This window comes from Marinobacter sp. EhC06 (assembly GCF_001650915.1).
In the GTDB taxonomy this organism is placed as follows: domain Bacteria; phylum Pseudomonadota; class Gammaproteobacteria; order Pseudomonadales; family Oleiphilaceae; genus Marinobacter.
The window spans coordinates 34,790-56,340 of record NZ_LXYO01000002.1 but is presented as its reverse complement, the minus strand read 5'-3'; the positions used below and the strand labels follow the sequence as shown (position 1 = coordinate 56,340).

Below are 21,551 nucleotides of genomic sequence, written 5' to 3'. Positions count from 1 at the left end.
TGTTATTCCTTGCGGTTTCGGGAATGAAATTATCAATGGGTACAGGTTAACGCGATAAAGCTGGAATTTGATTGCGAACTTCCAATGGAAAGCGTACTTTTTAACTTATAAATTGCTAACCAGGCAGCTTTTATGGAATTTTATGGCTGAAAATCAGAAAACCCTCGTCAAAGTTGACAAGATGGACCGTCGAATCCTCGAACACATCCAGCAGGATGGTTCCCTGACCAACCAGGAACTGGCAGAAAAAGTCGGGCTGTCACCCTCACCCTGCCTGCGCCGTGTCAGGGCCCTTGAGGATGCAGGCGTTATTGTCAGAACCGTCACTATCCTCGACCACAAGAAGCTAGGCCTGTCACTGACGGCAATCATACTGATCGGTATGGACCGGCATACGCCAGAGCGATTCGCGGCCTTTGAAGAGCAGGTGGCCGAGTACCCGGAGGTTCAGGAGTGCTACCTGATCACCGGCCAGGACGCCGATTACATGCTCAAGGTAGTGGTGCCGGACATGGACCACTACCACCATTTCCTGTTGAACCGTATCACCCGCATTCAGGGGGTCAGCGGTGTACATTCCAGCTTTGTACTCCGCAGAGTAATCGACAGTACCGCCCTGCCCCTGGGTTATCTTTCCTGATTCAGGCGACAAGCTCGCGAACGTAAGCCCGGGCCATGCACTTGAGTTCCTCCACCAGTTGCCGGCCCTGTGCCTCCGGGAGGGTCACTGCCAGCCGCAGCACAGTGCCCGCAGACCGTGGCAGCAACAAGCTTGCTGTCCAGCGCCGGGCGTCAGCGATCTGGGGGCATTCCTTTCTGAGCTTCTCGTCCAGGTCCCGGGCGTTGGTGTACAGCTCTCTCAGATCCAGCTCCCGGAGTTCCGGCATGGCCTCCACGCCGCTCCAGATAGCCGAATAGGCAGGCTCATCGCGGTAAAATTCGTAGAACTGATCAATGAGAACGTCTACCGCATCAACCACGCTCAGTTCCTGTAAACGCTTCCTCAGAGCACGTTCCATCTTCTCCACATGCTGTTCAGCAATGGCATGAACGATGGCCGCCTTGTTGGGAAAATACCGATACAGGGAGGCCAGGGACATTCCCGACTGCCGGGCAATGGCTGACATGCTGACAGCCTCGACGCCGGTCTCGTGAAAAATGGCGGCGGCGTGGCGAAGGATGGTGTTGACGCGTTCCCGGCTGCGCGCCTGGACCGGCCGGCGCCGCGGGGCCACATCAATAGATTCGTCGGTCATCATCTGTACCTTGTGCAACAGGCTCCGTACAATAATGGCCACTTTACGACAAATAAAGGCTTCGGCGGGCCAACCGCCGCCTGTCCATTAGTCTAACACTTCAGATTTATTACAAACGGAAGACACGATGCGAGCAAGCCGTTACCTGATTGCCACCCAGAAAGAGACCCCCGCTGACGCCGAGATCATCAGCCACCAGCTGATGTTGCGTGCCGGCATGATTCGTAAACTGGCCGCCGGGCTTTACACCTGGTTGCCAATGGGCCTGCGCACCCTGCGTAAGGTTGAGCGGATTGTTCGCGAAGAAATGGACAAGAGTGGTGCCCAGGAAGTATTGATGCCGGCGGTCCAGCCGGCCGAGCTCTGGGAGGAATCCGGGCGCTGGACCCAGTACGGCGGCGAATTGCTGCGAATGAAAGACCGCCACGGCCGGGATTTCTGTTTCGGGCCAACCCACGAAGAGGTGATTACCGACCTGATCCGGAACGAGCTGAGCAGCTACAAGGAGCTGCCCGCCAATTTCTACCAGGTCCAGACCAAATTCCGGGACGAGCGTCGCCCCCGGTTCGGCGTCATGCGGGCCCGGGAATTTCTCATGAAGGATGCCTACTCCTTCCATCTGAACGCAGAATCCCTGAACGAAACCTATGAGCTGATGCACCGCACCTACTGCGCCATCTTCGACCGGTTCGGCCTCGATTACCGTGCAGTACAGGCGGATTCCGGCGCCATAGGCGGCAACGCTTCCCACGAGTTCCATGTACTCGCATCCTCCGGCGAAGACGACATCGTTTTCAGCACAGAGAGCGATTACGCGGCCAATATCGAGAAAGCTGAGGCGGTAGCGCCGGGCGGAGATCGCCCTGCCCCGGCCGAGGAGATGAAGGAAGTCGCCACGCCAGACCAGAAAACCATCGAGGCGGTGTCCGCGTTGCTGGGCATTGACCCCACCCGCACGGTCAAGACTCTGCTGGTGAAGGCCGAGGCGGACGAAGACGGCAATTCCGGCCTGATCGCTCTGGTTCTGCGCGGCGATCACACCCTGAACGAGATCAAGGCCGAAAACCTGGCCGGCGTTGCCGAGCCTCTGACCATGGCCACCGATGAGGAAATCGAGCAGGCTGTCGGGTGCAAGGCCGGGTCTATCGGACCGGTAAAACTCAATGTACCGGTGATTGTTGACCGTAGTGCTGCCCACCTGGCGGACTTTGTCTGCGGCGCCAACCGAGAAGGCTTCCACCTGACCGGTGTGAACTGGGACAGGGACGCAACGCTTGACCGTGTGGAAGACCTGCGCAACGTGGTTGAGGGCGACGCCAGCCCGGACGGCAAGGGCACTCTGGAAATCCGTCGCGGGATTGAGGTCGGCCATATTTTCAAACTCGGCAACAAATACAGTACCGCCATGAACGCCACGGTTCTGGATGAGAACGGCAAGACCGTAATCATGGAGATGGGATGCTACGGCCTCGGCGTTTCCCGGGTTGTCGCTGCCGCCATTGAGCAGAACCATGACGACAACGGCATCATCTGGCCGGACGCCATTGCGCCTTTCCAGGTGGCCATCGTTACTCTTAACGCCCACAAGTCTCCTACGGTTGCCGAAGCTGGCGAAAAGCTTTACGAGCAGCTTCGCCAGGCGGGCTACGACGTGCTTCTGGATGACCGCAAAGAGCGCCCGGGCGTGAAGTTCGCCGATATGGAACTGATCGGTATCCCGCACCGGTTTGTAGTGTCCGAGCGCGGTCTGGCGGCAGGAACCCTAGAATACAAGGGCCGGAGAGATGCGGAAAAACAGGATGTGCCGGTGGCTGAAGCGCTGCCATTCCTGGTAAATGCCTCGCCCCGCAAAGGACTGTAAAAGATCTTTGAAAAGATCTTTGAATCCGTGCCCGCCTCCGGGCGGGCTTACCTCTGGCTACCCACAATCCCCGGCTCCATTTCCAGCGTTACCCCGAAACGGTCTGCCACCGATTGACGGATCGTCTCCGCAAGCTCAAGTATGTCGGCGCCAGTACCGCCCGAGTGGTTAATCAGGACCAGTGCCTGCCGGTTATGAACGCCCACCCGGGCATTACGGAACCCTTTCCAGCCACTTTGATCAATCAGCCAGGCTGCGGCCAGTTTAACGCCGTGCGCCTGAGGATAGGCCACAATATCGGGGTTCCGTTCCCTGAGAGCCTCATAGGTTGCGCTCTCCACCACCGGGTTCTTGAAGAAACTTCCGGCGTTCGGAATGATGTCCGGGTCCGGCAACTTGCGTCGCCGGATGGCCATCACGGCCTCCGCCACATGCAACGGATCAAGGGCGTTTTCCGGCGTATCACCGAGGTATTCCTGTAGATCTCGATACCCCAGCACCAGGGGCCGTGAGCGGGACAGGCCCAGACGAATTTCGGTGATCACGTATCGGCCCGGTGTCTGTTTGAACAGGCTGTCTCGGTAAGCAAACCGGCACTCCGCATTTTCGAGTACAACCAGCTCACCCGTATCACGGTCCAGTGCTGTGACAGATTCCAGAGAATCGCAGAGTTCAACTCCATAGGCACCGATATTCTGCACGGGCGCGGCACCTGCGGTTCCGGGAATCAGCGCCAGATTTTCGATACCGCGATAACCGGCCCGGGCCGCATACAGAACCGCCTCATGCCAGTTCTCACCGGCGCCGAGCACCAGGGTGGCCCGGTGATCTTCGATATGCTCCCAGCGGCGTCCACGAATGGCCAGACGGACCACCAGCCCCATAAAGTCACCCGCCAGCACCAGGTTACTGCCACCACCGAGAATCAGCACTTCCTGGTCTTCGGACGCAGCCCAGTCCAGGGACCGAGCCAGCTCATCCGCGCTGTGAACCTCCACGTAGAAGCGGGCCCTGGCCGGCACATGCAGGGTGTTCAGCGCCTCCAGTTCGACGTTTCCCCGGATCTCCGGCTGCTCACTCAAGCCAGGCGCCCCCGGATGTCCGCCAGCAACCCCTCGCCAGCCTCGTTTATCAGATCAAGCACGGTTTCAAACCCTTCGTCACCGCCGTAGTACGGATCTGGCACTTCCTTATGCGCCGAGCGGCCATACTCCAGGAACAGTGCTGGCCGGGTGCCGCCGTTCTGATACCAGACATCCTTGATGTCGGCCAGGTTCTGGCGATCCATGACCAGCACGTAGTCGAAGGTGTCCAGATCCTCTGGACCGAACTGGCGCGCCCGCAAACCGCTGATATCAATGCCACGGCGCAAGGCGGCCTCCTGGGCCCGGGTATCAGGACTCTTGCCAATATGCCAGTGACCAGTGCCACAGGAATCGATGTGAACTTTTTCCGCGAGGCCAGCCTGCTCCACCAGGGAACGAAACACCCCTTCGGCACTGGGCGAGCGACAGATGTTGCCCAGACAAACGAAAAGTACCTTTACCGGTTCAGCCATTGTCGATCTCTCTCCTTTCCAGCCAGTTGCGGACCCGTTGCAGATCGGCTTCCGTGTCAATCCCGCCCGGCGGGTTCACGGCAGCCACATCCACGTGGATCCGGGCGCCGTTGTAGAGCGCCCGCAACTGTTCCAGGGATTCGGTAACCTCTGTGGGGGCAGGCGCCCAACTGACAAACTGTGCAAGCACCGAAGCACGGTAACCATAAATTCCGATATGCCGGAAATACCCCATATTGTGTGGCAAGGAGATGTCGACGCCCTTCAGCGGCGTACCCCCCTGCCACTGGTCCCGGGCCCACGGAATCGGTGCCCGGCTGAAGTAATGTGCCATCCCCTGGTGATCAAACACCACCTTGACCACGTTGGGATTAAAGACCTGCTCCGGGTCATGAATTCGCTCGCACAGGGTGGCAATGGCGGCTTCCGGATACAGCTCCAGGTTGTCGGCCACCTGATTGATCAGTTCCGGCGGAATCAGGGGTTCGTCACCCTGCACGTTGACCACCCGGTGGTCGGCCTCGAACCCGAGCGCCCGGGCAACTTCCTCGAGTCGGTCGGTGCCGCTGGCATGATTCGGGGATGTCATGACCACCTCGGCACCAAAGCCTTCGCAAGCGGTGCGGATTCGGTCGTCGTCGGTGGCCACAACCACACGATCTGCCCGGCTTTCCGCAGCACGCTCACAGACGTGCTGGATCATGGGCTTTCCGGCAATTTCCGCCAGCGGCTTGCCTGGCAGGCGACTGGAGGCATAGCGGGCCGGGATCACAACGGTAAAAGACATGAGGTAACTACCCTGATGGACTTGGGTTCAGCGCTTGTGCAGACGCTCATCGGTGGACAGGGTCCGCGCCTCTGTGGCCAACATCACCGGAATGCCCTCGCGGATCGGGAACGCCATGGCGTCCTGATAACAGACCAGCTCGGTTCTGTCCTCGTTGAGCTTCAGATCGCCCTTGCAGACCGGACAGGCCAGCATTGCCAAAAGTTTTTTATCCATGTTGCTTACTCACTTGAAATCACGAAGTAATAGGCTCGGAACACTGGCGAACCCGGGCCAGAAACGCATCCCGGAACTGTTCCGGCAACCTGGCCTCAACCACCAGGCTCCACGCATTCTCGGGCGCGAACTCCCGGCATTTCACCGCATCCTTTGCCGTCATGACAATCCACTCATCGGTCTCGGTTTTCAGATCCTCCGGGCGAAATTGGTGATGATCCGGAAAAGCCGTCTCGGTGACCGATGCACCCAGGGCCCTGAGCGTATCGAAAAACCGGGCCGGATTGCCGATGCCCGCTACCGCCTTGACCGTTTTCCCCTTCAGTTCTCCGACAGCCCTGGACGCCCCCGATTTCAGGTGGATCAGGGTCGTGGGCTCCAGAACCATGGAATAAATGGCCGGATGGTCAACGCCGACAAAACTCTCCAGAGCCTGCTCCGAGAGTCGCTTGTCGTTTACGATAACAAAATCCACGGAAGCGAGCCGTGAAACCGGCTCTCGCAGGGGACCGACCGGAATCAGGGCGCCATTGCCGATGCCCCGCTGCCCATCAAATACCGAGAGTTCGAGATCCCTGGGCAATTTGTAATGCTGTAGACCGTCGTCACAGATCAGCAAATCACCAAGGTTGTTCTCGATAGCAAAATCTGCGGCGCGTCGACGCTCGGGATCAACAACCACCGGACAACCGGTGCTGAGTGCCAGCATCACCGGCTCGTCACCGGCTTCGGCGGGGCTGGTATCTGCTGCGACAACCAGCGGGTATTGGCCGGCGTCACCGCCATAACCCCTACTGAGGATGACCGGTCGCCAACCGGCAGATGCCAGTTCAGAGACAAGCCATGCGGTAAGCGGTGACTTCCCGGTTCCACCGGCGGTGATATTGCCAACCACAATAACCGGAACCGGAAGCGAGGCATCCCTTGCGTCCCAGGCCGAACGGCGACGGGCCTCTGCGATGCTTCGGTACAACCAGGACAACGGAGCCAGAAAGCCCAGGGGCCGTTTGCTGCCATACCAGAGACGTTCAACCAGCGAACTCATGGCGGATTGCACCGCACTCATGGCTGCTCGCTGAACTGCATCTGGTGAAGCTGAGCGTAAGCGCCGCCAGCAGCAAGGAGTTCGTCATGGCGCCCGGACTCTGCGATTCGTCCGTTATCCATCACCAGAATCCTGTCGGCTTTCTCGATGGTGGAAAGCCGATGCGCGATGACCAGTGTGGTACGTCCCTGCATGACCGTTTCCAGCGCTTCCTGGATATGGCGCTCGGATTCGGTATCCAGTGCCGATGTCGCCTCATCAAGGATCAAAATCGGGGCATTCTTCAGCAGTGCCCGGGCAATCGCGAGCCGCTGTCGCTGCCCACCCGAGAGCATTACGCCATTGTCGCCGATCATGGTGTCCAGGCCTTCGGGCATGCGGTCGATAAACTCAAGGGCGTGCGCCTTCGCGGCGGCCTCGCGAATTTCTTCGCGAGTACAGTGCCGGAGCGCCCCGTAAGCGATGTTGGCGGCGATACTGTCGTTGAAAAGCACCACATTCTGGTTCACCAGTGCAATCTGGGAACGCAGCCCTTTCAGGGAGAACTCCTTCAGCGAGTGACCATCGATGCGGATATCGCCGCCGGTGTATTCATAGAATCGTGGAATGAGACTCACCAGGGTGGACTTTCCGCTCCCTGAACGACCGACGAGTGCCACACTCTGACCGGCAGGAATGCTGAAGGAGATTCCTTCCAGAACATTGTCGAGCTGGTCCCGGTACCGGAAGGACACCTCATCAAACTCGATGTCGCCCTCAACCCGATCCGGAGAGTAGGTACCCGGATCCTGCTCCGGGGCTTCATCAATGGTTTCGAAGACATCGTAGGCCGCTGCAACACCCTTCTGGATCTTGGCATGAACCGAGGTGACCTGACGGATCGGCTTTGCCATGGTGGTTGCAGCGGTGATAAAGGCTACGAGCTGCCCCGTGGTCATTTCGCCACGGATTTCCGGCGCCAGCATCATCCAGACCAATCCGGCAATGGCAATGGCCACCAGTACCTGAATGACCGGAACGCTGATGGCCTGGGTGGATGCCATCTTCAGACTTTGCTTGAGGTTTTTATTGTTGACCTCTTGAAAACGATCGCGTTCATAATCCTCGCCACCAAAGGTGCGAACAACGCGATAGCCGGTAATCGACTCTGAGGCCACATGGGTTATATCGCCCATGGAGCCCTGGATCCGCTGACTGATCTTGCGGAAGCGTTTGCTGGCATAGCTGACCACCGCGGCAATTAGCGGCCCCACCGCCAGGAAAATCAGCGTGAGTTTCCAGTTGGTGTAGAACATGTAGCCCAGCAGACCGACGATGGTCAGGCCTTCACGGAGGGTAATGGTCACGGCATTGGTCGTCGCCTCCGCAACCTGCTCAACGTTGAAGGTGAGCTTGGAGACCAGGCGGCCGGCTGCGTTGTCATCGAAATACCGGGAAGGCAGTGTCATCAGGCGATCGAATACGTCATTGCGCAAGGCATTAATGACCTGGCGACCAACGTAGCTGATGAAATACTGGCTCAGGAACGTGCCGAGCCCCCGGAAAGCGAACACGCCTACAATAACCAGGGTGAGAATCAGGCGGTTCTGCTCGGTCGGGTTCTCGATAGCCGCTATGACGTATTCCATAGCCGCCGCCATGCCGGTTGATGCTGCGGCATAGATGATGTTGCCAAGTACCGCCAGGGAGAAAGCCAGCAGAAAGGGCTTCACATAAGCGAGCAGGCGTTTGTAGGTTTCCCAACTGCCCGCTGGTAACCCGGCCGAGGGGTCAGGCAAGGGCTCGGTTACCTTCACTGGTTCTCAGCCTCCCGCTCGGTAGTAATGCTGAGCTTGGCAAATCCCAGACGTCCGGCAACGTCCATGGCACGAACCACAAACTCGTGGGGAGTACGGGCGTCAGCGGTAATGATGAACGGAAGCGAATTGTTGCCTTCAGCAAGCTCGCGCACACCCCGTTCAAGCGTTTCTCGCCGGTTATTGACCAATGTTCGGTCATTCAGGATGTACTGCCCCTCGGCATTGATCACCACATCAATCTGCTGCACTTCCGATGCCGGCGCGGGCTCGCCACTGGCTTCGGGAAGCTCGACCTGCAGATGGCTTTCCCGGGTAAAGGTTGTGGAAACCATAAAGAAAATCAGCAGCAGGAACACCACGTCGATCAGTGGTGTCAGGTCTACCCCGACTTCCTGGCTTCTCTGGCGCTTGAACTTCACGGCGTTCAGGCTCCTTCCACGTCGATTTCGCGGTCTCCGTGTACTACCTCAACCAGCTTGATGGCTTCCTGCTCCATACTGACAACCAGCTCATCCACCCGGCGGATGAAATAGCGGTGGCAGATCAGCGCCGGAATAGCCACGCTCAGGCCGGCAGCCGTGGTAATCAGCGCTTCAGAGATACCGCCAGCCAGGTTGCCCGCGTTACCGACCCCGGCCAGCTGGATCTCGGCAAACACCTTGATCATGCCGATAACGGTGCCCAGCAGACCCAGCAGAGGGGTGATCGTCGCTACGGTACCCAGGGGGTTCAGGAATCTCTCCAGATCGTGGATAACCTGGCTCGCCTCGTGCTCGATGCTCTCTTTCATGATTTCGCGGCCATGCTTCGCGTTAAGCAGGCCACCGGCCAGAATCCGGCCCAGGGGCGAGGAACCCTGCAGGGCTTTCAGCTTCCGGCCATTGAGTTCTTTTTTCTTGATCCAGCGCCATAACTCGTTAATGGTCTGGGGAGGCGCTACCCTGGAGGCACGAAGGGTCCAGATACGCTCCAGAATGATGGCCAGCGCCAGAATGGAACAGGCAACAATTGGCACCATGAGAATGCCACCGGCTTTCAACAGCTCGAACACGCTTGGTCTCCCTCATTGTTTGCAAGCCGCGCTACTTTAGCATAGCTACCGGTGGAGGCCACACCTGCAATGTCACGGTATTTTACATTGATCACGGGCAAGCCCCGGGCCGCCAATCCAGAACGGCGACCGATGGCGCATTTCCTTTAACTCCAACCGGTTATCCTCAATCGTCATCACGATGCTGCCGGAACAGGCTGTATTCAGCGAAACGGCCCCGATCCCGGCATAGCGGGCGGTAACCATCGGGTGAGGATGGCCATACCGGTGTCGATAGCCGGCGGTATAGATCACCTGATCGGGCTTCAAGGCCTTGACCCAGGCTTCGGAGGATGACGTTTTGCTGCCATGGTGGGGCGCGACAATCACTCGGGTAACTGGCGCCGGAAGATCCTCTCGATCAGCGAAATAAGCCAGATACCGGGCTTCCATGTGGTCGGTGATATCCCCCGGCAGTAGCCATTCGGTGCCTGATTCGGGATGGTATATCCGCAGCACACAGGACGCATCGTTACCTTCTGTCGCCCCCTCCCCCTGCCAGAATTCCAGCATCAGGCTGCCGAGTCTTTGGGATGATCGTTTGCAGCCCCGAACCGGCAGATCGGCAACCTGCTCTCTGATCGCTACCGGCTCGCCAGCGATGAATTTTCCGACCTCAATCTGCCGGGTCAGTTCGGATACACCCCCGGCATGATCACTGTCTGCGTGACTGATCACCAGGGTATCAATCCGCCTGATGCCCTCGGCCTCAAGATTTGGCAGGAGGGTCGATTCAACAGCCGAGAATACACCCGGAACGGCAGGGCCTGTGTCGTAGACCAATACCTCATGCCCATGACGGACAAGAACCGACAGGCCCTGGCCAACATCCCAGACCCGTATTTCCGGCGCGCTCAAATAGGGATTCTTCACCGAGGTCGGGCCCGGATACATTAGCCATGACACGGCCAACAGAGCGGCAACAAGGCGAAATCTGGCAAACGGCATAAAAACCAGGGTCACAGTCAGCAACGCCCAACCCACAATCTCCGGAACACTGGCTTCAATGCCCGGCGCCTGCCACTCCGCGAACCATGTCAGCACGTACCAGAGCACGCCCAGAGTCCAATCGAACAGTGGCACAAATAGCTGGGCGGCGCCGGGAACAACGGCCGTGATCAACCCGCCCGCGACCAGTACTGGCATGACTACCAAGGATACCCATGGGATCGCTGCGAGATTGGCCAACAAACCAACCAGCGGCTGTCCTTGCCCAAATATCTCCAGGATTGGCCACAAACCGCCGAATACGGCGAGCTGCGCAACGACGAGCCCGGTCAACGACCCGGCTCCCTCAAGCCGCGCCGAAAACACAGCAATCAGCACGGCGACAGCCGTAAACGACAGCCAGAACCCCTGATCCAGTGGCGCAAAAGGATCCAGCAGAAGAACAGCCACCAATGCAGCCAGAAAGGCCTGCCAAACCGGCGCCTGACGACTCATAAGAATCAGCCAACCGCCTGCAACCACCATGACAAGGGCGCGACGTGTCGGCACGGTAAAACCGGCCGACAGGGCATAAATCAGGCAACAACTCAGAACCGATGTGAAGACAATCCAGCGTCTGGCCTCGTCACTGACCCTTCGGGCCGGCAACGCCAGCAACAGTCGCCTGCACAAAAAGCCGGCACCCAGCGCAACCAGCCCCAGATGCAGACCCGATATCGCTACCAGGTGAATGGTGCCGGTCGCCTTGAGTACATCCCAGTGCTTCTCTTCCATATAGCCGCGATGGCCAATTAAGAGCGAAGAAACCAGCGGAAAATGCCTGGCATCGCCAAACTGCTCCGTGGTCCAGTGTTTAAGGGAAAGATGGAGACTCCGGTACTGGCAATGCAGCAAACACCTGACCGTTGGGTCGACCTGAACACTACGGACGCTTCCTGTGGCCCGGTACCCCTTCCGAAAAAGCCAGTCCTCGTAGCGGAAGCCTGCAGGGTTGAGGCTGCCATGAGGGCGTTTGAGAGCGACTTCCAGCCGCAGGCGGGCCCCGGGAAGTTGTTCATTCCCGTGACCATACCAGGACAATCTGAGCAGGCGCGGCATCCTTGCTTCCTGCCCGGTTTCGATGGGAAGGTTGTGCCACTGGGTGACACAGAAACTGAAACGTAAACTGTTGAAGCTTCCTTTCGAAGGAATGTCGCACAGGTATCCCGAGACCGCGAGGCGCTCCCGTTCAAGACTGCTCGGAAGGGTGGTCGAGAGCCGTTCACCAGCATGCCAGGAGGCCCAGAGCAGTCCGGCAAGCAGGCCAAAGGCGAACACTGCTAACCGGGTGGCGACGGTCGATAAAGAACAGGAAAAGGCAAGAGCGAGCAGCAGTATCGCGGCGATCAACCATTCGGGAGGTGGCAGTATCGACAACCAATACAGTAAGATAACGCCAAAAGAGAAGGCGATCACGCCCACTACTGCTGAACCGGACGTGCCAAGAGAGCATGCCGGGCGGTTGATACTTCCGGACAATCCTTGTCCTCCTGTATGTCACAAACACCGGCGACATCCGATGAGCCGGTATATTAACTCCGTTTAAAGGCAGAACTTCCAATGCCAAAGAAGTTCATGAAACGCTATCTGCCCTCACCAGAGAAGGTGCAAGCGATGCAGTCGCTGAGCTTTCTGGGCGATATTCTTCATGAACCGAACCTATGGCACATTAACCGTCACAGTGTCGCCAGGGCGTTTCTGGTCGGTATCTGGTTCTGCTTTATTCCAATGCCCTTCCAGATGCTTGCGGCAGCCTTCTTCGCCATCTGGTTCAATGCCAACCTACCGCTTTCAGTGGTTCTGGTCTGGATCAGCAACCCGGTGACCATGCCGCCGATGTTCTATTTCAACTACAAAATCGGGGCCTGGGCCCTGGACCGTCCCGTACTCAGCTTTGAGTTCGAACTCTCCTGGTCCTGGATCAGCGAGCGGCTGCTGGATATCGGCATTCCCCTCTATCTCGGGTCCCTGGTGGTCGCAACGGTTTCCGCTTGCGTGGCCTACCTGATTATCCAGTATCTGTGGCGCCGGAAAATTCGCTCTGACTGGCAGGTGCGGCGCACCGCTCGACTCAGGCGCCGCCGGGCGGCTGATCAGACTTCCTGAATCAACCGGCCCTGTTCAAGCCGCATGACCCGCCCGAGGCTTCGGGCCATTTTCATATCATGGGTTACCATGACAAACGCAATGCCCAACTGATCCCTGAGAGACTCGATCAGTGCCTGGACTCCCTCGCCGGTATGTTCATCCAGGTTACCGGTCGGTTCATCCATCAGCACGCAGTCCGGCTCATTTACCAACGCACGCGCTATAGCCACCCGCTGACGCTCGCCCCCGGAGAGCTCGCCAGGCTTGTGATCAAGCCGTTCGGCAAGGCCAACCCGCTCCAGTAAGCTGCTTGCCTTGTCGCGCGATTTCGACACCGCCATGCCACCCAATGCACAGGGCATCATGACGTTCTCAAGCGCCGTAAATTCCGGCAGCAAGTGATGAAACTGATAGACAAAGCCCAGATGGGCGTTGCGAAACTTTGCACGCCGCGACTCGGAGAGCCGGTGAATGTCCTCACCACAGATAGAGATCTGGCCGGACGACGGCTTGTCGAGCCCGCCCAGAAGATTCAGCAAGGTTGTTTTTCCGGCACCGCTGCTGCCAACGATGGCAACGGTCTCACCCTGGGCAACTTCCAGTGAGATATCTGAAAAAATGGTGAGCTTTCCGGGGCCCTCGTTGTAGGTCCGGGTCACCTGGCGACAGTCGATCACCGGGGCAGAATGCGCCATAGCGGAAGGTTCCTTATTCATAGCGAAGTGCCTCCGCCGGATCCACCCTTGAGGCCCGCCAGGCCGGGTAAATGGTTGCCAACAAGCTCATGGCAAGGCCGGCGCCGCTGATTATGAAAACGTCCTGCCATTGCAATTGGGACGGCAGGTAGCTGATAAAGTAGACATCTGCGCTTAGGAACTGGTGCCCAAGCGCACCCTCCAGCCAGGAGATAAAGGCGCTGATGTTGAGTGCCCCGAACACACCCAGCGCCGTGCCAACGATGGTTCCGAAGATACCGATGACCGCTCCCTGAACGATAAAGATGCGCATGATCCGACCCGGCGTCGCTCCCATGGTTCTCAGGATCGCGATGTCACCGGTTTTATCAGTAACCACCATCACCAGCGTGGACACGATATTGAAGGCCGCCACAGCGACGATAAACATCAGAAGCAGGCCGATCATGGTTTTCTCCATGCGGATGGCCTGGAACAGATTGCCGTGGGTGCGGGTCCAGTCGGATACGTAGTATCGGCCGCCCAGGGCCTCAGCGGCCTGCTGCGACACCTTGGGCGCTGCGAACAGGTCATCCACCAGCAGGCGGACGCCTTCGGCCTTACCCCCGGTGCGCATTAGCTTGGCGGCATCATCCATGTGGATCAGGGTGTAGTTACCATCCAGCTCAGCCCCGACACTGAAAATGCCCTTGACCGTAAAACGCTTGAGCCTTGGCAGTACCCCTGCTGGCGTCACCGAGGCTTCCGGCAGCACCACGGTCACCTTGTCACCCACCTGAAGACGCAGGCTGGCCGCCATCAAGCGGCCGATGATGATGCCAAACTCGCCGGAGGCCAGATCATCCAGCCCACCTTCGATCATATGATTCTCAATGATGGACACCGTGCGCTCTTCTTCCGGCAGGATGCCATTAAGCATGACGCCACGAACATTCCCGCCCCCGGTGACCATGCCCTGCCCCTGAATGAATGGAGCCGCAGCCAGCACCCGGGGATGCTCCTGTACCCGTGCATCAACGGACTGCCAATCATCCAGTGGGCCGGCGCCCTGTATGGTGGCGTGGGGAACCATCCCGAGAATTCTCTGCTTGAGTTCCCGGTCGAAGCCATTCATGACTGACAGCACGATGATCAGCACCGCCACCCCCAGCATCAGCCCGATCATCGAGGTCAGGGAAATAAAGGATATGAAGTGATTGCGGCGCTTTGCGGCCGTGTATCGCAAGCCAATGTAAAATGATAAGGGTCTGAACATGAAGAGGTGCCTGTTGCTACCTTCAGGTCTGTCGTGGTCTGGTTTTCCCGAGTACTTTCTACATTCCAGCACGGAGGGAAACTGCTAAACTGTTCTGTACCAATAAAAATTCAGCTTTCCGGAGCCGCGATGCAGTCGTCCGACACCCCAAACGAACCGGTGGACTATTCACCCGAACGCCGGGACTTTTACCGCATTGAAGACCGGATCGGCCTGGAGATCCGCAAGCTGGCCCCCGACACTCCACTGGACGGGAATGCCTTCGATGGTGACCACCTCGAAAGCCTGAAAGCTGAATTCAGGCGGTTGGACCAGGACGTAAAATCCCAGCTTGCCAGCCTTGGCGAAAAAGACCGGCTGCTTACCGGGCTGATCAAATCCCTGAATGGCAAGCTGGATACGCTTGCGCGCATTATGGCCTTTGAGCAAAATCCGTTGCAACCTGAGGACTGGCAGGAGGTGACCCTGAGCGAAGGCGGCCTGTCGTTCTCCAGTAGCACCCCTGCCTGGCAACCCGGAGACCGGCTTGCTGTCCGAATGACCCTGCCACCCGAACTTTTTCAGCCCCAGGCAATCGCCCGTGTTCTCGAGGTACACCCCGATTCTTCAGGCGGAGCAAGGGTCCACACCGAATTTGCCCGGATTGATGACGGCGATCGCCAACAAATCGCACGGCATGTGATGCGGTGGCAGATTCGACAGCGTCAAAAAGAGTAGACTGGGGAAAAACGGGTGACTTTTGCTAATCTTTTTCGGATATTACGCTTTATCCATGTCCTTCTGAGGACGCCAGTTTTCATGGAGACCCATCAATGAGAAAACAATCTACCCTGTTCGGCGCACTGGCAGTGACTGCCACACTGGCCTTTTTCCCGATGACGTCCGCGGTAGCTGAAGAAGTTCGCGTGCCGATTGGTGCCCAGGCCGATCGCGATCAGGCCAGCTTTCCGGGCTCCGGCATGAGCCAATCATCAGTCCGCGCGTCCTGGGGCGCGCCTATGGAGATTCAGGGCCCGATTGGCCAGCCACCGATTATCCAATGGCATTACCAGAACTTTGTCGTGTATTTCGAAGGCGACCGGGTTATCCATACTGTTCTCAAGCATAATCGCTGAAGGCCCGAGGGGCCTTTCCAGGTCGGAAATCCCCTTCTCATGTCCTGACGTTCAACCAATCGTTGGTTAGAATGGCGTCTTTTATGATTCAAGGTGACGTAGTGACAACCAAACGAGTGTTGCCCGCGGAATGGGCGCCCCAAAGCGCCGTAATGCTGACCTGGCCCCATCCGGGAACCGACTGGGCAGACCTGATCGATGAGGTGGAGCCAGTTTTCGAGAACATTGCCAAAGCCGTTCTCCGACACGAACATGTGGTTATCAGTTGCGAACACGTAACCCGTCTGCAGGAGCTAGAGCGGGACCTCAACCTCTACGCCGAGCAAAACAGTTTGCCGGGCCGTGCGAAGGCGGTTCCCGCGCCTGCTAACGATACCTGGGCAAGGGACCATGGGCCGATCACTATCCTGACTGACGACAGGCCCACACTCCTGGATTTCCGGTTCAACGCCTGGGGCGGAAAGTTTCCCTCGGAAAAAGACGACGCATTGAACAATCATCTGTTTAATGCGGGTGTATTCGGCACAACAGCGACACAGCAGGTGGACTTCGTACTGGAGGGCGGCTCCTTTGAATCGGACGGTCAGGGCACTTTTCTGACCACCTCGGAATGTCTGCTGACGCCGACCCGAAACCCGGCCATGGATCGCACAGCCATTGAGCAACTGCTATCAGAGGTATTGGGCGTGTGGCGGATTCTCTGGCTCAACCATGGCTACCTTGCCGGAGACGACACCGACAGCCACATTGATACCCTGGCCCGATTCTGCGCACCGGATCATATCTGTTATGTGTCCTGTCCCGACGTGGCCGATGAACACTACAGCGCTCTTGCGGCCATGGAAGAAGAGCTTCAGGAATTCCGTCAGGCCGACGGCTCCCCCTACAAACTGACGCCTCTGCCCTGGCCCGACGCCATATATGACGAGGACGGTGAGCGCCTGCCGGCTACCTATGCAAACTTTTTGATAATCAACGATGCGGTGTTGCTGCCGGTGTACGACGTGCCGCAGGATGAAGACGCCATCACTGTCATGAAAGAGATTTTCCCGAGCAGGGAGATTGTGCCGATTGATTGCCGACCCTTGATTCGCCAGCATGGCAGCCTTCACTGTGTGACCATGCAAATCCCCGCCGGAGTAGTCAGTTGATGAGCAGTGAATCGCGCAAGAGCCAGATCAATGTTGCCGCCATCCAGCAGGCCTGCAGCAGTGATAAGGCGGCCAGCCTCGCCGTTACCGAGAAACTGGTCCGCGAAGCCGCGGCCAGTGGTGCAGACCTGGTTATTCTCCAGGAACTCCACGCCACCCTGTACTTCTGCCAGACCGAAGACACAGCGGTTTTCGAACTGGCCGAGCCGATTCCCGGCCCCACCAGCCAGCGTTTGTCAGAACTGGCCCGTGAGCTGGGCATCGTTCTGGTTGGATCCATTTTCGAACGTCGCATGAACGGTGTTTACCACAACACCGCGGTCGTGTTTGACAGAGACGGCTCCATGGCAGGCCTGTACCGGAAAATGCACATTCCGGACGACCCGGGTTTCTATGAGAAATTCTACTTTACGCCCGGCGACGCCCAGTTCAATGATGGCCGCAGCGGCTTCACGCCCATTAATACATCCGTTGGCAGGCTTGGGGTGCTGGTGTGCTGGGACCAGTGGTATCCCGAAGCTGCCCGGCTGATGGCCCTGGCCGGCGCGGAGATCCTCATATACCCCACCGCCATCGGCTGGGATGTAACGGATGACCCGGATGAACGGGCACGCCAGCTGGACGCCTGGGTCACCGTGCAGCGGGGCCATGCGGTTGCCAACAACCTGCCGGTGGTGGCTCCGAACCGGGTAGGCACCGAACCCGACCCCTCAGGACACAGCGACGGCATTCGCTTCTGGGGCAACAGTTTTATCTGTGGCCCGCAGGGTGAGTTTCTGGCCCGGGGCGATGACAGCTCTGAGTGCATTCTGGCTGTAACCCTTGATCGCACCCGCAGTGAATCGGTTCGCCGTATCTGGCCGTATTTGAGAGACCGCCGTATAGACGCCTACGGTGACATCCTCAAACGCGTAAGGGACTGAGCCCGGAATGAAAAAACTGGTCGATACCGTAGTCAGTGAACTGAACCAGATACTCCTGGGCAAAGACCAACAGGTACGCCTTGCCCTTTGCGGGCTACTGGCCCGGGGGCACCTGCTGATCGAAGACATTCCCGGCATGGGCAAGACAACGCTATCCCATGCCCTCGCCAAGGTCATGGGGCTGAGTTACCAGCGGATTCAGTTCACCAACGACCTGCTTCCGGCGGATGTGCTTGGCTACTCCATGTACGATAAACAGGCCGGCAGCCTGGTATTCCACCCCGGCCCAATTTTCGCCCAAGTGGTGCTTGCTGATGAAATCAACCGGGCATCACCTCGCACACAGAGCGCTCTGCTCGAAGCCATGGAAGAACGGCAGGTGTCCATCGAGGGCGAGACCCGGCCACTGCCGCACCCTTTCTTTGTGATTGCCACCCAGAATCCCATCGAGCAGGGCGGCACCTACCCCCTGCCCGAGTCCCAACTGGACAGATTCCTCATGCGCCTTCGCCTGGGTTACCCGGACCCGCGGGCCGAGCGCGAGCTGCTGGAGGGTGAAGACCGTCGTGCCATGACCGAAAAACTCCCCACACTGCTCTCCCAGGCCGACCTGAAAACCCTGCAGGAAGGCGTCACGCGGATAACCGCCAGCCCGGCTCTTCTGGATTATGTTCAACGATTGCTGGAACAAAGTCGGAGAATGCCCGGGCTGCTGTACGGGCTTTCGCCCCGGGCGGGACTGGGGCTGGTACGGGCCGCCAAGGCCTGGGCGTTGATGGAGGGTCGTCATCACGTACTGCCGGATGACATCCAGGCGGTCTTTCCCGCCGTGGCGGCCCACCGCCTCGAACAGGGCGAGTCCGGCAAAAGCGCTGAAAGGGTTCGCCAGCTGTTGGCAACCGTTTCCGTGCTTGAGTAAATAGCAAGGTTTTATAAGCGGAATTGGCCAAAACGAATGGCAGACCGCGCCTTTCATGTTAGCCTTTGCTCCTTTCCCCGAAGCGTCTGGCCCTGAAACCGGGCCCGGCAACGTACGGCTTTTTCAGTGAGAGAATTCCCAATGAGCGACACCAAACATTCCCGACTGATCATCCTCGGTTCCGGCCCCGCAGGTTACACCGCTGCTGTCTACGCAGCCCGCGCCAACCTGAACCCGACCCTGATTACCGGTATTGAAGTCGGCGGCCAGCTCACCACCACCACCGACGTCGACAACTGGCCCGGCGACAACGACGGCGTTCAGGGCCCAGAGCTCATGCAGCGCATGCTCAAACACGCCGAACGCTTCGAAACCAGCATCGTCTACGACACCATCAACGAAGCTGACCTGCGCAACCGCCCCTTCCGCCTCAAGGGCGACGGCGGCGAGTACACCTGCGACGCCCTGATCATCGCCACCGGTGCCTCCGCCATGTACCTGGGCCTGGAATCGGAAGAGAAATTCAAAGGCCAGGGCGTATCCGCCTGCGCCACCTGCGACGGCTTCTTCTACAAGAAACAGAAAGTCGCCGTTATCGGCGGCGGCAACACCGCCGTTGAAGAGGCCCTGTACCTGTCCAACATCGCCGACGAAGTGACGCTGGTGCACCGCCGCGACAGCCTGCGTGCCGAAAAGATCCTCCAGGACAAACTGTTTGAAAAAGCCGAAAACGGCAACGTCAAGATCGTCTGGGACCACACCCTCGACGAAGTCCTGGGCGACGGCACCGGCGTCACCGGTATGCGCATCAAAAGCACCAAAGACGACTCCACCCAGGAAATGGACTTGGCCGGCGTATTCATCGCCATCGGCCACAAGCCCAACACCGACCTGTTCCAGGGCCAGCTGGACATGGAAAACGGCTATATCCGCATCCGCTCCGGCCTTGAAGGCATGGCCACCCAGAGCAGCATCCCCGGCGTCTTCGCCGCCGGCGACGTAGCCGACCACGTCTACCGCCAGGCCGTCACCTCCGCCGGCTTCGGCTGCATGGCCGCCCTGGATGCGGAAAAGTTTCTGGATCAACAGGATTGATCTAGTCTTTTAGAAGGCGACACGGAAGCTGATCGAGGCCGGGAGGACCAGTCTTCTAAAACTGTGCGGAGCCAGGGATGGCGGAGCCAAGCCTACAGGGATGTATTTACGGCGTGTTTTAGAAGACTGGTCCTCCCGGGCGCGACTCCGAGGCCCGTTAGCAACAAGATCAACGCGAACTAGGCAGTAAAAACCGGAGAAGGATGACCTCACTACCCTGGCTAGACCCTGACCAACTCTGGTTCCCCCCCGCCAACGAAGCCCTGGACGACCCGGACGGCCTTCTTGCCCTCGGCGGCGACCTTTCCACCGAGCGACTCATACTGGCCTACCGGAACGGCATCTTCCCTTGGTACAGCGACGACCAGCCCATTTTATGGTGGTCACCGAATCCGCGGTGCGTCCTTTTTCCGGACGAAATCCACGTTTCACGGAGCCTACGCCGCACCCTGAACCAGCAACGCTTCCAGGTAACCGCAGACAGACACTTCGGACGGATTATCCGCCTGTGCGCCTCGACCCGGGCCGAAGGCACCTGGATTACCGAAGAAATGATTGCCAGCTACTCAGAGCTCCACCGCATGGGCGTGGCTCACTCCATCGAAATCTGGAACCGCCGCGGCGAGCTGGCCGGTGGCATGTACGGACTGGCTATTGGCCGGTGCTTTTTCGGGGAATCCATGTTTTCCCTGGAGACCAACGCGTCCAAGGTTCTCATGGTCCACCTGGCGCACCAGTTACAGAACTGGGGCTACCGAATCATGGACTGCCAGGTTGAGAGCCGGCATTTGCTGACCATGGGCGCGCGGACTATTCCCCGGGAAGAGTTTTTATCTATACTCAGGATGAGTATCGACCAAAAACCGGATCAGACCGACTGGACCTTCCAATGGCGTTGGCCCGGGCCGGAGGAGTGAATGAGCAATCTCAGAACCCTGGTGTTCTTCGCGACGCCACCCCATGATTGCAGCTACCTGCCAGACCGCGAGGCAACCACCATGTTTGTGGATCCTCGGGCCCATGTCGATAAAAAACTCTACAGCCAACTCACCGCTCTTGGCTTCCGCCGCAGCGGATCGCATTATTACCGGCCCCACTGCGAGCAATGCAATGCCTGCATACCGGTTCGATTAAAAGTCGATGATTTCAATCCGGACAGAAGCCAGCGACGGGTGCTCAAGAAAAATACAGACCTGAAGTGCACCATGGTGCCGGCCACCTTCGCGGAAAGGTACTACCAGCTCTACGCCAACTACATTGAGCAACGGCACCAGGATGGCGATATGTACCCGCCCACCCGGGAACAGTTCACGTCGTTCCTGGTGGAAGGGGCAACCGACTCCTGGTTCCTGGAAATCCACAAGGATGAGCGGCTGGTGGGACTGGCGGCCGTGGACCTTCTGGACGACGGACTCTCGGCCATCTACACCGTTTTCGACCCGGATCTGGAGGACAGGAGCCTGGGCACCTACGCGATCCTGTGGCAAATCGAGGAAGCTCGCCGCAGAGGACTGCCCCATCTCTATCTCGGTTACTGGATCAAGCAGTGCCGAAAAATGAACTACAAAACCCGCTTTCGCCCGATCGAAGCGCTTCGAGACGGGCACTGGCGTGAACTGGACCCAGGCTAACTTTGCCAAACGCCGACAAATCAGGCAGAATTGCGCAATTTAAAATTACGAGAAGCATATCCAAACGAGGTTTCTACTGA

General features: G+C 58.4%; 23 protein-coding genes. 11 read left to right on the top strand and 12 right to left on the bottom strand.

Translation table 11 applies throughout. From position 1 onward, the window contains the following. Nucleotides 1-142 precede the first annotated feature (142 nt). A complete protein-coding gene (locus A8B84_RS02665) occupies nucleotides 143-640 on the top strand; it encodes an Lrp/AsnC family transcriptional regulator (protein WP_064230157.1) in 498 nt (165 codons plus the stop codon). Nucleotide 641: 1 nt separating this feature from the next. Here A8B84_RS02665 and A8B84_RS02660 read toward each other — a convergent pair whose 3' ends face one another. Next, entirely contained in the window at nucleotides 642-1,256 is a 615-nt protein-coding gene (locus A8B84_RS02660) for a TetR/AcrR family transcriptional regulator (protein ID WP_064230158.1), read from the bottom strand. Nucleotides 1,257-1,383: 127 nt separating this feature from the next. Between A8B84_RS02660 and A8B84_RS02655 the strand changes: the two genes are divergently transcribed. Beyond that, nucleotides 1,384-3,117: a proline--tRNA ligase gene (locus A8B84_RS02655; RefSeq protein WP_064230159.1), complete on the top strand. Its 1,734-nt coding sequence runs from the start codon at nucleotides 1,384-1,386 to the stop codon at nucleotides 3,115-3,117. 47 nt (nucleotides 3,118-3,164) lie between these two features. On the opposite strand, the gene murB is transcribed toward A8B84_RS02655, so the two are convergent. The 9 genes from murB to A8B84_RS02610 all read right to left on the bottom strand — a co-directional run bounded on the left by murB (nucleotide 3,165) and on the right by A8B84_RS02610 (nucleotide 12,078). Continuing rightward, nucleotides 3,165-4,199, bottom strand: coding sequence for a UDP-N-acetylmuramate dehydrogenase (murB, locus tag A8B84_RS02650; protein ID WP_064230160.1), 1,035 nt, complete (start codon nucleotides 4,197-4,199; stop codon nucleotides 3,165-3,167). Further along, nucleotides 4,196-4,675, bottom strand: a complete 480-nt coding sequence (locus tag A8B84_RS02645) for a low molecular weight protein-tyrosine-phosphatase (RefSeq protein ID WP_064230161.1) — start codon at nucleotides 4,673-4,675, stop codon at nucleotides 4,196-4,198. The genes murB and A8B84_RS02645 overlap by 4 nt, the downstream gene beginning before the upstream one ends. Next, entirely contained in the window at nucleotides 4,668-5,462 is a 795-nt protein-coding gene (kdsB, locus tag A8B84_RS02640) for a 3-deoxy-manno-octulosonate cytidylyltransferase (RefSeq protein ID WP_064230162.1), read from the bottom strand. Before kdsB ends, A8B84_RS02645 begins: the two co-directional genes overlap by 8 nt. Before the next feature lie 27 nt (nucleotides 5,463-5,489). Next, the gene (locus tag A8B84_RS02635; protein ID WP_064230163.1) at nucleotides 5,490-5,678 is read right to left on the bottom strand and encodes a Trm112 family protein; all 189 of its coding nucleotides are present in this window, start codon (nucleotides 5,676-5,678) and stop codon (nucleotides 5,490-5,492) included. 19 nt (nucleotides 5,679-5,697) lie between these two features. After that, nucleotides 5,698-6,744, bottom strand: coding sequence for a tetraacyldisaccharide 4'-kinase (gene lpxK / locus A8B84_RS02630; protein ID WP_064230164.1), 1,047 nt, complete (start codon nucleotides 6,742-6,744; stop codon nucleotides 5,698-5,700). Beyond that, nucleotides 6,741-8,519 (bottom strand): lipid A export permease/ATP-binding protein MsbA, encoded by a 1,779-nt coding sequence (msbA, locus tag A8B84_RS02625; RefSeq protein ID WP_064230165.1) that lies wholly within the window; start codon nucleotides 8,517-8,519, stop codon nucleotides 6,741-6,743. Before msbA ends, lpxK begins: the two co-directional genes overlap by 4 nt. Next, entirely contained in the window at nucleotides 8,516-8,941 is a 426-nt protein-coding gene (locus A8B84_RS02620; RefSeq protein WP_064230166.1) for an ExbD/TolR family protein, read from the bottom strand. The genes msbA and A8B84_RS02620 overlap by 4 nt, the downstream gene beginning before the upstream one ends. 5 nt (nucleotides 8,942-8,946) lie before the next feature. Next, a complete protein-coding gene (locus tag A8B84_RS02615) occupies nucleotides 8,947-9,573 on the bottom strand; it encodes a MotA/TolQ/ExbB proton channel family protein (RefSeq protein WP_064230167.1) in 627 nt (208 codons plus the stop codon). 72 nt (nucleotides 9,574-9,645) lie between these two features. Continuing rightward, on the bottom strand, nucleotides 9,646-12,078 hold the full coding sequence (locus A8B84_RS02610) for a DNA internalization-related competence protein ComEC/Rec2 (protein WP_227512873.1): 2,433 nt from the start codon (nucleotides 12,076-12,078) through the stop codon (nucleotides 9,646-9,648). 81 nt (nucleotides 12,079-12,159) lie between these two features. Between A8B84_RS02610 and A8B84_RS02605 the strand changes: the two genes are divergently transcribed. Next, nucleotides 12,160-12,705 carry a DUF2062 domain-containing protein gene (locus A8B84_RS02605; protein WP_064230168.1) on the top strand — a complete coding sequence of 182 codons (546 nt, stop codon included), beginning with the start codon at nucleotides 12,160-12,162 and terminating at the stop codon, nucleotides 12,703-12,705. Here the strand turns inward: A8B84_RS02605 and lolD are convergent. Then, nucleotides 12,693-13,382: a lipoprotein-releasing ABC transporter ATP-binding protein LolD gene (lolD, locus tag A8B84_RS02600; RefSeq protein ID WP_064230169.1), complete on the bottom strand. Its 690-nt coding sequence runs from the start codon at nucleotides 13,380-13,382 to the stop codon at nucleotides 12,693-12,695. The genes A8B84_RS02605 and lolD overlap by 13 nt on opposite strands. Before the next feature lie 13 nt (nucleotides 13,383-13,395). Then, nucleotides 13,396-14,637, bottom strand: coding sequence for a lipoprotein-releasing ABC transporter permease subunit (locus A8B84_RS02595; RefSeq protein ID WP_064230170.1), 1,242 nt, complete (start codon nucleotides 14,635-14,637; stop codon nucleotides 13,396-13,398). Nucleotides 14,638-14,766: 129 nt separating this feature from the next. Here A8B84_RS02595 and A8B84_RS02590 point away from each other — a divergent pair, with 129 nt between their 5' ends. From A8B84_RS02590 to A8B84_RS02555, 8 genes are all read left to right on the top strand, one after another. Next, nucleotides 14,767-15,354, top strand: coding sequence for a PilZ domain-containing protein (locus A8B84_RS02590; protein WP_064230171.1), 588 nt, complete (start codon nucleotides 14,767-14,769; stop codon nucleotides 15,352-15,354). Nucleotides 15,355-15,449: 95 nt separating this feature from the next. Then, on the top strand, nucleotides 15,450-15,752 hold the full coding sequence (locus tag A8B84_RS02585) for a hypothetical protein (protein ID WP_064230172.1): 303 nt from the start codon (nucleotides 15,450-15,452) through the stop codon (nucleotides 15,750-15,752). Between the two features lie 101 nt (nucleotides 15,753-15,853). Next, nucleotides 15,854-16,903, top strand: a complete 1,050-nt coding sequence (locus A8B84_RS02580) for an agmatine/peptidylarginine deiminase (RefSeq protein WP_227512874.1) — start codon at nucleotides 15,854-15,856, stop codon at nucleotides 16,901-16,903. Continuing rightward, nucleotides 16,903-17,826 carry a carbon-nitrogen hydrolase gene (locus A8B84_RS02575; protein ID WP_064230174.1) on the top strand — a complete coding sequence of 308 codons (924 nt, stop codon included), beginning with the start codon at nucleotides 16,903-16,905 and terminating at the stop codon, nucleotides 17,824-17,826. The genes A8B84_RS02580 and A8B84_RS02575 overlap by 1 nt, the downstream gene beginning before the upstream one ends. A gap of 7 nt (nucleotides 17,827-17,833) precedes the next feature. Further along, nucleotides 17,834-18,745 (top strand): AAA family ATPase, encoded by a 912-nt coding sequence (locus A8B84_RS02570; RefSeq protein ID WP_064230175.1) that lies wholly within the window; start codon nucleotides 17,834-17,836, stop codon nucleotides 18,743-18,745. Nucleotides 18,746-18,886: 141 nt separating this feature from the next. Beyond that, entirely contained in the window at nucleotides 18,887-19,840 is a 954-nt protein-coding gene (trxB, locus tag A8B84_RS02565; RefSeq protein WP_008169196.1) for a thioredoxin-disulfide reductase, read from the top strand. Between the two features lie 203 nt (nucleotides 19,841-20,043). After that, entirely contained in the window at nucleotides 20,044-20,757 is a 714-nt protein-coding gene (gene aat / locus A8B84_RS02560; protein ID WP_064230176.1) for a leucyl/phenylalanyl-tRNA--protein transferase, read from the top strand. Continuing rightward, complete coding sequence (locus tag A8B84_RS02555; protein ID WP_064230177.1) at nucleotides 20,758-21,471, top strand: arginyltransferase; 714 nt, start codon at nucleotides 20,758-20,760, stop codon at nucleotides 21,469-21,471. It begins immediately after the preceding gene. The last annotated feature ends 80 nt before the right edge of the window (nucleotides 21,472-21,551 follow it).